General features: G+C 67.5%; 9 protein-coding genes. 5 read left to right on the top strand and 4 right to left on the bottom strand.

Annotation, left to right across the window (positions count from 1 at the left end; all coding sequences use genetic code 11):
• Nucleotides 1–1,769 (bottom strand): sulfoacetaldehyde acetyltransferase (xsc, locus tag QLQ85_RS03600; protein ID WP_282737744.1); only part of this gene is annotated, 1,769 nt, incomplete at its 3' end.
• A 250-nt stretch (nucleotides 1,770–2,019) separates the two neighbouring features.
• Here xsc (QLQ85_RS03600) and QLQ85_RS03595 point away from each other — a divergent pair.
• From QLQ85_RS03595 to QLQ85_RS03575, 5 genes are all read left to right on the top strand, one after another.
• A complete protein-coding gene (locus QLQ85_RS03595; protein ID WP_282737743.1) occupies nucleotides 2,020–3,000 on the top strand; it encodes an AAA family ATPase in 981 nt (326 codons plus the stop codon).
• On the top strand, nucleotides 2,997–4,724 hold the full coding sequence (locus tag QLQ85_RS03590) for a cobaltochelatase CobT-related protein (protein ID WP_282737742.1): 1,728 nt from the start codon (nucleotides 2,997–2,999) through the stop codon (nucleotides 4,722–4,724). Before QLQ85_RS03595 ends, QLQ85_RS03590 begins: the two co-directional genes overlap by 4 nt.
• Before the next feature lie 47 nt (nucleotides 4,725–4,771).
• Complete coding sequence (locus QLQ85_RS03585; protein WP_282720151.1) at nucleotides 4,772–5,125, top strand: Lin0512 family protein; 354 nt, start codon at nucleotides 4,772–4,774, stop codon at nucleotides 5,123–5,125.
• Entirely contained in the window at nucleotides 5,118–5,495 is a 378-nt protein-coding gene (locus tag QLQ85_RS03580; protein ID WP_282737741.1) for a Lin0512 family protein, read from the top strand. The genes QLQ85_RS03585 and QLQ85_RS03580 overlap by 8 nt, the downstream gene beginning before the upstream one ends.
• Before the next feature lie 252 nt (nucleotides 5,496–5,747).
• Nucleotides 5,748–7,352: an alanine/glycine:cation symporter family protein gene (locus tag QLQ85_RS03575; protein ID WP_282737740.1), complete on the top strand. Its 1,605-nt coding sequence runs from the start codon at nucleotides 5,748–5,750 to the stop codon at nucleotides 7,350–7,352.
• A 37-nt stretch (nucleotides 7,353–7,389) separates the two neighbouring features.
• Here QLQ85_RS03575 and QLQ85_RS03570 read toward each other — a convergent pair whose 3' ends face one another.
• From QLQ85_RS03570 to xsc (QLQ85_RS03560), 3 genes are all read right to left on the bottom strand, one after another.
• Nucleotides 7,390–8,139 carry a TSUP family transporter gene (locus QLQ85_RS03570; protein ID WP_282737739.1) on the bottom strand — a complete coding sequence of 250 codons (750 nt, stop codon included), beginning with the start codon at nucleotides 8,137–8,139 and terminating at the stop codon, nucleotides 7,390–7,392.
• Between the two features lie 4 nt (nucleotides 8,140–8,143).
• Nucleotides 8,144–9,172, bottom strand: coding sequence for a phosphate acetyltransferase (gene pta / locus QLQ85_RS03565; RefSeq protein ID WP_282737738.1), 1,029 nt, complete (start codon nucleotides 9,170–9,172; stop codon nucleotides 8,144–8,146).
• Between the two features lie 94 nt (nucleotides 9,173–9,266).
• Nucleotides 9,267–11,087 (bottom strand): sulfoacetaldehyde acetyltransferase, encoded by a 1,821-nt coding sequence (gene xsc / locus QLQ85_RS03560; RefSeq protein WP_282737714.1) that lies wholly within the window; start codon nucleotides 11,085–11,087, stop codon nucleotides 9,267–9,269.
• Nucleotides 11,088–11,222: the final 135 nt, after the last annotated feature.

Here is an 11,222-nt window from a genome sequence, read left to right as displayed (position 1 = left end):
TCGCGGCGGAACGGGTCGCCCAGCTCGCGAGTGCACATGATCTCGAGGATGCAGGTCTTGCCCTCGGTCATCTGCAGGTCGATGGCCTTCCGCAGCGCCGGCCCCACGTCCTCGAGCCGGTCCACGGTGATGCCCTCGGCACCCATCGCCCGGCCGATCGCGGCGAAGCTCTGGTTGTCCAGCTCGCCGGCCACGAAGCGCCGGTTGTAGAACTCCACCTGGTTCTTCTTCTCCGCCCCCCACTGGCGGTTGTGGAACACCACCGCGGTCACCGGGATCTCGTGGCGCACCGCGGTCATGGTCTCCATCAGGCTCATGCCCCAGGCACCGTCGCCGGCGTAGGCGATCGCCGGCCGGTGCGGCGCCGCCACCTTGGCGCCGATGATGGTCGGCAGCGCATAGCCGCAGTTGCCGAAGCTCATCGGCGCAAAGAAGCTGCGCGGCTTGTCGAAGCGCAGGTAGCTGTGCGCCACGGCGTTGATGTTGCCGATGTCGGTGGAGACCATCACGTCCTCGGGCATCGCCTTCTCCAGCTCGCGCAGCACCTGACGCGGATGCAGGTACTCACCGCCGGAGAACGGCGTCTCGCCCTCGGCCTCGTCGATGGCGTCAAGGCTGAACGGGTCGGTCTCGTGGGTCCACTCGTCGAGCTCGCGCTCCCAGGCCGCCTTCTCGCTGGCGATCCGCTCGGCACGCTGGGCCTTGCTGGCATCGCAGGCCAGCGTACGGCCGGCCAGGCGCTCGGTGAGCGCCTCGGCGGCTTCCCTGGCGTCGCCGCAGATGCCCACCGCGATCTTCTTCACCAGCCCCAGCATCTTGTGGTCGGCGTCGATCTGGATGATCTTGGCGTCCTGCGGCCAGTAGTCCAGGCCGTGCTGCGGCAGGGTACCGAACGGCCCCAGCCGGGTGCCCAGCGCCACCACCACGTCGGCCCGGGCAATCAGCTTCATGCCCGCCTTGGAGCCCTGGTAGCCCAGCGGCCCGCACCACAGCGGGTGGCTGGCCGGGAAGGAGTCGTTGTGCTGGTAGCTGTTGACCACCGGCGCCCCCAGCCGCTCGGCCAGCGCCTGGCAGGCCTCGACGCCGTCGGCCATCACCACCCCACCGCCGGAGACGATCACCGGGAACTCGGCCTTGGCCAGCAGCTCGGCGGCCTCGTTGAGGGTTTTGGTACCGCCCGGGCCACGGTCGACTCGCGAGGGCTGGGGGATCTCGCACTCGATCTCGCCGTAGAAGTAGTCGCGCGGGATATTGAGCTGGGTCGGGCCCATCTCGGCCATCGCCCGGTCGAAGCAGCGGCCGGTGTACTCGGCCATGCGCGCCGGGTGGGTGACGTGGCCCTGGTACTTGGTGAACTCCTGGAACATCGGCAGCTGGTGGCACTCCTGGAAGCCGCCCAGGCCGATGCCGGTGGTGCCCGCCTCGGGGGTGACGATGACCACCGGGCTGTGCGCCCAGTAGGCCGCGGCGATGCCGGTCACGCAGTTGGAGATGCCCGGGCCGTTCTGGCCGATCACCGTGCCGTGGCGGCCCGAGACCCGCGCATAGCCGTCGGCCATGTGGGCGGCGCCCTGCTCGTGGACCACCGGGATCAGCCGGATGCCGGCCGGGGCGAAGATGTCCATGGCGTCCATGAACGCCGAGCCCATGATGCCGAACATGTCGGTCACGCCGTTGGCGACCAGGGTCTCGACGAAGGCCTCCGAGGGGGTCATGGTCTGCTTGCCCTGCACGACGCTGCGGGTGTCTTGGCTCTCTGGGGTGCTCATCGGGTCCTCCTCGGCGCGCCGCCGATTGATGTTTTTGTGGTACAAAAAGTTCCGAATAACGAAACCTGATCAGAATCTAACCATCAATCGGCTGCTCGTCAACGACAAATCTCATAAAACGGTACAAATTGATTTATTTTAAGAAATCTGTGTATGCTGCCCCGACGCACTGGCGACCCATGGGCGCCAGCCACCGAGACAAGGCCACGCACCAACGGCCAGCGCCCCCAGGCGGGCCGAGGAGGCAGCAATGACAGACCTCATCAACGCCAGACCCGACACCCGGTTGTCAGCCCGGGCACTCTTCGGCATCGACAGTGATCTGCAGGTGCCGGCGTTCAGCGAACGCAGCGAGTATGTCCCCGAGATCGATGACGCCTATCGGTTCAACCCGGACGTCACCCTGGCGATCCTCGCCGGCTTCACCCGCAACCGGCGGGTGATGGTCCAGGGCCTGCATGGCACCGGCAAGTCGACCCATATCGAGCAGGTGGCGGCGCGGCTGAACTGGCCCTGCCTGCGGGTCAACCTGGACGGTCATATCAGCCGCCTCGACCTGGTGGGCAAGGACACCATCGTGGTGCGCGACGGCCTGCAGGTGACCGAGTTCCAGGAAGGCATCGTGCCCTGGTCGCTGCAACGCCCGGTGGCACTGATCTTCGACGAGTACGATGCCGGCCGCCCCGACGTGATGTTCGTCATCCAGCGTATCCTCGAGCGCGACGGCCAGTTCTCGCTGCTCGACCAGAACCGGGTGATCGATCCCCACCCCCACTTCCGCCTGTTCGCCACCTCGAACACCGTGGGCCTGGGCAACCTGTCGGGGATGTACCAGGGCACCCAGGTGCTCAATCACGCCCAGATGGACCGCTGGAACATCGTCGCCAACCTCGACTATCTGCCCCACGAGGAGGAAGCCGCCATCGTGCTGGCGCGGGTGCCGAGCAAGAACGACGAGAAGGGGCGCAGGCTCATCGATGCCATGGTCGCGGTGGCCGACCTGACGCGTAAGGGCTTCGCCGCCGGCGACCTCTCCACGCTGATGTCGCCGCGCACGGTGATCACCTGGGCGGAGAACTGCGAGATCTTTCGCAACCCCGCCCTCGCCTTCCGCCTGTCGTTTCTCAACAAGTGCGACGAGGCCGAGCGCCATACCGTGGCCGAGTACTATCAGCGCTGCTTCGGCGAGGAGCTGGACGAATCCTGGATTCACGAGGCGACCCCGTCATGACCCCGAGCGCCCAGCAGCTCGCGCGGCGGCAGCAGAAGGTCGAGGAGCTGTGTGCGGCCACCCTGCGCGCGCTCACCGGCGATGCCGATCTGCACTACCGCGGGCGACGCCTCTACCGGGGGGAAACCCGGCTGCCCATCCACGCCCCCCACCTGCACATCGACCCCGAACAGGACGCCCTGGCCGACTGCCGCGCTGCCGCCGATGGCATGGCGCTGCGCCTGCTGCACTCCGATCCGGCGCTGCATCGCCGCCTGAGTCCCGACGACCCCATCGAGCGCCTGGTCTTCGAGCTGCTGGAGCAGTTGCGGGTGGAGACCCGGGTACCGGCGGACATGCCCGGCATGGCCGACAACCTGCGGCATCGCTTCGAGAACTGGTCGCGCGCCTTCCATCGCTCGGGGCTGACCGAGGGTAGCATCGGCATGCTGCTCTACTGCGTGGCCCAGATGTGCTGGTCGCGACTGACGGCCCGGCCCGTGCTGGAGGAGACCGAGGACGCCATCGAGAGCATGCGGGTGACGCTGGTCGGTGCACTGGGCAGTGCTCTGGCCGGCATCCGTCGCCACCGCGACGACCAGCAGGCCTTTGGGCCCCATGCGCTGGCGATCGCTCGCCTCGTCGGTGAGCGGGTGCGGGCCGCACGCGCCGCCGCGGAAGACGACGACGAGGCCGCCGAAGACGAAGCCAGGCACGGCTTTGCCCTGCTGCTCGACTTCGACCAGGACGAGGGCGACGATGACGGCATGGCCACCGCGGCAACCGGCACCAGCAAGGTGTTCGAGGAGGCCGCCCTGGCCTATCGCGTCTACACCACGCGTTTCGACCGCGAGGTGGCGGCCGGCCGCCTGGTACGTCGGGCGCTGCTCGACGAATACCGTGAGCGCCTGGACAAGCGCATTGCCGAGCAGGCCATCAACCTGCCACGCCTGGCGCGCCTGCTCGGCGCCGTGCTCGCCGAGCCTCACCGCGACGGCTGGCGGTTCGGCGAGGAAGAGGGGCGCATCGACGGCCGCCGCCTCGCCCAGCTGGTCAGCTCACCCACCGAGCGACGCCTGTTCTGCCGTGAGCAATACAAGCCGACGGCCGACTGCGTCGTCAGCTTCCTGATCGACTGTTCGGGGTCGATGAAGCACCATACCGAGCCGGTCACCATGATGACCGAGAGCCTGATCCGCGCCCTGGAGATGATCGGCGCGCGCAGCGAGCTGCTCGGCTTCACCACCGGGGCCTGGAACGGTGGCCGCCCTTACCGGGAGTGGATGAGCCACGGCCGGCCCCCCGGCCCCGGGCGGCTCAATGAGGTCTGCCACCTGGTGTTCAAGAGCGCCGACCGCCACTGGCGGCGGGCGCGTACCGATATCGCCGCCCTGCTCAAGCCCGACCTCTTCCGCGAGGGCATCGACGGCGAGGCGGTGGACTGGGCCTGCAACCGGCTGCTCGCGCGCAGTGAAACGCGGCGCATCCTGGTCGTGATCTCGGACGGCTGCCCGGCCGACAGCGCCACCGGCCTGGCCAACGACGGCTTCTACCTGGACAACCACCTGAAGGACGTCGTGGCGCGGCGCACCCGGGAGGGCGAGGTGGAGATCCTCGGGCTCGGCGTGGGCCTGGACCTCAGCCCCTTCTATCGCCGCTCGCTTGCCACCGATATGTCGCAGGCCCTCGACGGAGCCCTGTTCCAGGACATCGTCACTCTCATCGCGGGCGGCCACCGGCGCTGAGGCCGGAGCCGGCCCGCTTCTCTACACACAACCACGGGGCAACTCACATGGCCAAGACCCGGATGGTGACCCAGTTCGGCATGGGCACCTCGATCCGCAGCCGGAACTACACCGCAGCCGCGGCGCGGGCGATTCGCGATGCGCTGTGGCACAACTCGCTCAACGTCGCCGATGCCTTCGGCTTTCCCAAGCAGGCGATGCTGATCGATGTCGAGGTCGGCGTGCAGCACCCCGATGCCGTCGATGTTGCCGCCCTGCTCGATATCTTCCCGTATGGCCAGCCCTCGATCACCCTGGTCAAGGGCGGACTCGACGTCACCAAGCCCGACGGCAGTGGGCTCACCGTGATCGCCAATGCCGCCGTCATCGTCTCCTTCGACATGGAGCCCAACCATGACTGAGCGTCGTATCATCCTCGAGATGGGGACCGGCAACGACCTGTACGGCGGCGACTACACCAAGGCGGCCTGCCGCGCGGTGCAGGACGCGCTGCACCACTCCTCCATCGTGCTGTTCAAGTCGCTGGGCTACGACCACCGGGAGATGCGCGTGCAGGTCACCATCGGCGTGCAGGAGCCGGAGCGGGTCGACCTGGACGTGGTCACGGCCGAACTGCCCCGCGGCCGGGCCGAGGTCAGCGTCGTGCGCGGCGGGCTGAACGTCCACGACCCGGACAACGACACCACCCATGTGATTGCCACGGCGGCGATCGCGGCACTGCTGCCGACCGACCCTGCCCAGTGGCGGCTGAGCACGGGTGACGGGGACTGATCGGCCGCCGGGCCGACGCCGCCGGTTTCTGCCTCCGCCATTCGTTGCCGGCCACAGGTCCCATCACTGTCTTCCAACTGGCCCCAACGGTTAGTGAACCGGCCCTGCTAGTGTCATAACGACAGCGACAACAGATCGCGACCGGTGGAAGGCCCTAGGCCCGCGCACCACGGATATTGCCACACAAGGTGGCATGCGCCTGGCTGGCCCACGGCTTTCCGAACAATAATCACAAGGATCCGCGAGTCCTCCATGCCTACGAGCCTCCCCCCGCCGCGTCCACTGGCCTGTTCGCTAGCCCTGCCGCTATTGGGTGCCGCCTCCAGCGCTCAGGCGGCCAGCATCGACCAGGCCGCCGAGGCCTTGATCGCCCCCGTGGCCTCACTGTTCTCCTCGCTGATCTTCTTCAGCCTTCCCCTGTTCGGCGCCGAGCTGCCGCTGGTGGTGCTGTGGCTGGTGGCCGGTGCGGTCTTCTGCACCGTCTATTTCAACTTCATCAACGTGCGTGGCCTCGGCCATGCGTTCAAGCTGGTGCGCGGCGACTACGCTCACCCCGGCGACCAGGGGGAGGTCTCGCACTTCCAGGCACTCGCCACCGCGGTCTCCGGTACCGTGGGGATCGGCAACATCGGGGGGGTCGCCATCGCGATCTCCCTGGGCGGCCCCGGCGTGCTGTTCTGGATGGTGCTGGCCGGCTTCCTGGGCATGTCGACCAAATTCGTCGAGTGCTCCCTGGCCACCCACTACCGCCGCCAGAATGCCGACGGCAGCGTCTCCGGCGGGCCGATGTTCTATCTCGCCCGCGGCCTGGCCGAGCGCGGCCTGCCGCGCCTGGGGCGCGCCCTGGGTAGGTTCTACGCGGTGGGGATCGTGATCGGCTGCCTGGGGATCGGCAACATGTTCCAGTCCAACCAGGCCTTCATGCAGTTCGTCAATGTCACCGGCGGCGCCGAGGCCAGCTGGTTCGCCGACAAGGGCTGGTTATTCGGCCTGATCATGGCCGCGCTGATCGGCATCGTGATCATCGGCGGCATCAAGTCGATCGCCCGGGTCACCGAGAAGGTGGTGCCCGTCATGGCCCTGCTCTACTGCAGCATGGCGCTGCTGGTCCTCGCCATGAACGCCGAGGCCATTCCCTACGCCATCGGTGCCATCTTCCAGGGCGCCTTCACCCCCGAAGGGGTCGCCGGCGGCACCCTGGGCGCCATCATCATCGGCTTCCAGCGGGCAGTATTCTCCAACGAGGCCGGTATCGGCTCATCGGCCATCGCCCATGCCGCAGTGCGCACTCGACAGCCGATGACCGAAGGCTATGTTTCGCTGCTCGAGCCCCTGGTCGACACCATCATCATCTGCAGTCTGACCGGCCTGGTGATCGTCACCACGCTCTACTACGACCCGGCCCTCACCGACGGCGCCGGCGGCATCGAGATGACCTCACGGGCCTTCGAGCGCAACGTGGCCTGGTTTCCGCTGCCGCTGTCGGTGGCGGCCCTGCTGTTCGCCTTCTCCACCGCCATCTCCTGGTCCTACTACGGCCTCAAGGGCTGGAGCTACCTGTTCGGCGAGGGGCGGCTGGGGCGCAACCTGTTCAAGCTGCTGTTCTGTGGCTTCGTCGTGATCGGCTCGATGATCCAGCTGCAGTCGATGCTCGAGCTCTCCGATGCCCTGGTGTTCGTGATCTGCGTGCCCAACATCCTCGGCATCTACCTGCTGGCACCGGTGATCAAGCAGGAACTGAAGCGCTACCACCGCAAACTGGCCAGCGGCGAGATCACCGACTACCGACCCCGCACCGCCCGGCCGATGCCCTCCACCAGTGCCACCGCGGCGCCGTCGGACCGGGCGAAGCCCTGAGTCATACTCAGGCATGCCCCACCACACGATCGCTGCCTCAGGTGAGCTCCGCCAGAATCAGACTCATGCCGATCAGCATCAGCACGAAGAAGGCGATCCGCCGCATCGCCAGCGGAGCAAACGGCAGGGGAAAACGACGCCCCAGATAGGTCGCCAGGGCGATGACCGGGACCGACCAGGCCGTGAGCAGCAGGATCTCGGTGTTCATCTGCCCCTGGGAGACCACGAACAGGGTACGTACGCCGGAGGTCACAGCGAAGAGCAGAATCAGCAGGTTACGGATGCGTACCGGCTCGATGGGCTGACGGTAGCAGTGATAGATCAGTGGCGGACCGGCGATACCGAACAGCCCCCCCAGCAGGCCGGAGAGGCCACCGAACAGGGCGAAACTGCGCCGCGGAGAGAGAGTGATCTGACGGCTCGGCCGCAGCAGCAGGCTCGCACCACCGTAGAGGATGACCAGCCCCAACAGCAGCCTGAGCAGCGAGGCGGCGCTGCCGCTGAGGTACTCGAGCAACAGCACCCCTGCCACGATCATCGGCACGATGCCGAGGCCGGCCGCCCGCACCGACGGCCAGTCGATGTGCTGCAGCCTGCCGGGCAGGGCCACCAGGCAGTTGATCAGCGTCATCAGGCTGACCACGGCAGCGACGGAGGCCACCGGGGCGATGCCCAGCCCGCTGGTCGCCCCCATCACGATCATGCCCAGGCCGAAGCCGGTCACCGTCTGGAAGTAGCCGGCCAGGGCGGCAATCCCCAGAAACGGCAGCAGGTGCTCGACACCCATGGCCTCAGTCGCCACCAGCCGACCGGCGGCGACTCTCGGCCGCCCGGGCCTGCACCGTGGTCACGGCAATGACGTGGTAGATGTCGTCGACGCTGCAACCCCGAGACAGGTCATTGGCCGGCTTGGCCAGCCCCTGCAGCAACGGGCCGATAGCCTCGGCGCCGCCGATGCGCTCGGCCAGCTTGTAGCCGATGTTGCCGGCCTCCAGGTCGGGAAAGATCAGTACATTGGCATTGCCCCTGACCCGGGAGTCCGGCAGCTTGCGCTCGGCGATCTCGGCGACGATGGCGGCATCGAGCTGGACATCCTCGTCGATGGCCAGGGCCGGACGCTGCGCCTTGACCCGCCGTGCGGCCTGCACGACCTTCTCCACGTTACCGTGGCGGGCACTGCCACTGGTGGAGAACGACAGCATGGCCACCCGCGGTGGCTCGCCCAGCAACGACTCGGCGCTGTCGGCCGCCGCCATGGCGATATCCGCCAGCTCGTCGGCATCCGGCTCGATGACCAGGCCGCAGTCGGAGAAGATGATGCCCCCTTTCAGGCTATGGAACGGCTGGCACAGCATCATCAGAAAGAAGCTGGACACCAACCGACACCCCGGTGCCACCCCAAGAAGCTGGATCGCCGTGCGTACCACATCGGCCGTGGTGTGCACGGCGCCGGCGACACAGCCATCGGCATGACCTTCACGGACCAGCAGGTTGGCGAAGCACAGCGGCTCGCGTACCGCCTCCGCGGCCTGCTCGCGCGTCATCCCCTTCCTTTCCCGCAGCGCATGGAGCGCCTCTGCCAATGAGCCGGTCAGGGAAGAGTCGGCAGGATCGATCAGCTCGACTCCTGCCAGGTCGACCCCGTGGGTGGCCGCCGTCGAGGTGATCGCCTGACGATCCCCTACCAGCAGGATGCGGGCGATGCCATCCTTGGCCGCCCTGACGGCCGCTCGGAGAATGCGTTCGTCCTCCCCCTCGCAGAGCGCGATGCGTCGGGGCGAGTGGCGGGCACGATCGAGTATCCGGTTCAGTGCTTTCATGTCACAGACCTCCTGCACTCGGGCATCACATAGCCCTGGAGAAAAAACCCCCGGCACTGCCGGGGGAAGACCACTTCCACTGGACGGTCTGGCCTCAGACGTAGTCCTGGTACTTCTCCAGCAGCCGCACCGGCGTCTTCAGCGCGTCGCGGCGGAACGGGTCGCCCAGCTCGCGAGTGCACATGATCTCGAGGATGCAGGTCTTGCCCTCGGTCATCTGCAGGTCGATGGCCTTCCGCAGCGCCGGCCCCACGTCCTCGAGCCGGTCCACGGTGATGCCCTCGGCACCCATCGCCCGGCCGATCGCGGCGAAGCTCTGGTTGTCCAGCTCGCCGGCCACGAAGCGCCGGTTGTAGAACTCCACCTGGTTCTTCTTCTCCGCCCCCCACTGGCGGTTGTGGAACACCACCGCGGTCACCGGGATCTCGTGGCGCACCGCGGTCATGGTCTCCATCAGGCTCATGCCCCAGGCACCGTCGCCGGCGTAGGCGATCGCCGGCCGGTGCGGCGCCGCCACCTTGGCGCCGATGATGGTCGGCAGCGCATAGCCGCAGTTGCCGAAGCTCATCGGCGCAAAGAAGCTGCGCGGCTTGTCGAAGCGCAGGTAGCTGTGCGCCACGGCGTTGATGTTGCCGATGTCGGTGGAGACCATCACGTCCTCGGGCATCGCCTTCTCCAGCTCGCGCAGCACCTGACGCGGATGCAGGTACTCACCGCCGGAGAACGGCGTCTCGCCCTCGGCCTCGTCGATGGCGTCAAGGCTGAACGGGTCGGTCTCGTGGGTCCACTCGTCGAGCTCGCGCTCCCAGGCCGCCTTCTCGCTGGCGATCCGCTCGGCACGCTGGGCCTTGCTGGCATCGCAGGCCAGCGTACGGCCGGCCAGGCGCTCGGTGAGCGCCTCGGCGGCTTCCCTGGCGTCGCCGCAGATGCCCACCGCGATCTTCTTCACCAGCCCCAGCATCTTGTGGTCGGCGTCGATCTGGATGATCTTGGCGTCCTGCGGCCAGTAGTCCAGGCCGTGCTGCGGCAGGGTACCGAACGGCCCCAGCCGGGTGCCCAGCGCCACCACCACGTCGGCCCGGGCAATCAGCTTCATGCCCGCCTTGGAGCCCTGGTAGCCCAGCGGCCCGCACCACAGCGGGTGGCTGGCCGGGAAGGAGTCGTTGTGCTGGTAGCTGTTGACCACCGGCGCCCCCAGCCGCTCGGCCAGCGCCTGGCAGGCCTCGACGCCGTCGGCCATCACCACCCCACCGCCGGAGACGATCACCGGGAACTCGGCCTTGGCCAGCAGCTCGGCGGCCTCGTTGAGGGTTTTGGTACCGCCCGGGCCACGGTCGACTCGCGAGGGCTGGGGGATCTCGCACTCGATCTCGCCGTAGAAGTAGTCGCGCGGGATATTGAGCTGGGTCGGGCCCATCTCGGCCATCGCCCGGTCGAAGCAGCGGCCGGTGTACTCGGCCATGCGCGCCGGGTGGGTGACGTGGCCCTGGTACTTGGTGAACTCCTGGAACATCGGCAGCTGGTGGCACTCCTGGAAGCCGCCCAGGCCGATGCCGGTGGTGCCCGCCTCGGGGGTGACGATGACCACCGGGCTGTGCGCCCAGTAGGCCGCGGCGATGCCGGTCACGCAGTTGGAGATGCCCGGGCCGTTCTGGCCGATCACCGTGCCGTGGCGGCCCGAGACCCGCGCATAGCCGTCGGCCATGTGGGCGGCGCCCTGCTCGTGGACCACCGGGATCAGCCGGATGCCGGCCGGGGCGAAGATGTCCATGGCGTCCATGAACGCCGAGCCCATGATGCCGAACATGTCGGTCACGCCGTTGGCGACCAGGGTCTCGACGAAGGCCTCCGAGGGGGTCATGGTCTGCTTGCCCTGCACGACGCTGCGGGTGTCTTGGCTCTCTGGGGTGCTCATCGGGTCCTCCTCGGCGCGCCGCCGATTGATGTTTTTGTGGTACAAAAAGTTCCGAATAACGAAACCTGATCAGAATCTAACCATCAATCGGCTGCTCGTCAACGACAAATCTCATAAAACGGTACAAATTGATTT

The sequence above is a fragment of the Halomonas kalidii genome (assembly GCF_030010475.1).
Lineage (GTDB): Bacteria > Pseudomonadota > Gammaproteobacteria > Pseudomonadales > Halomonadaceae > Halomonas > Halomonas heilongjiangensis.
The sequence above is the reverse complement of the archived record's forward strand: the minus strand, read 5'-3'. Positions and strand labels throughout refer to the sequence as shown.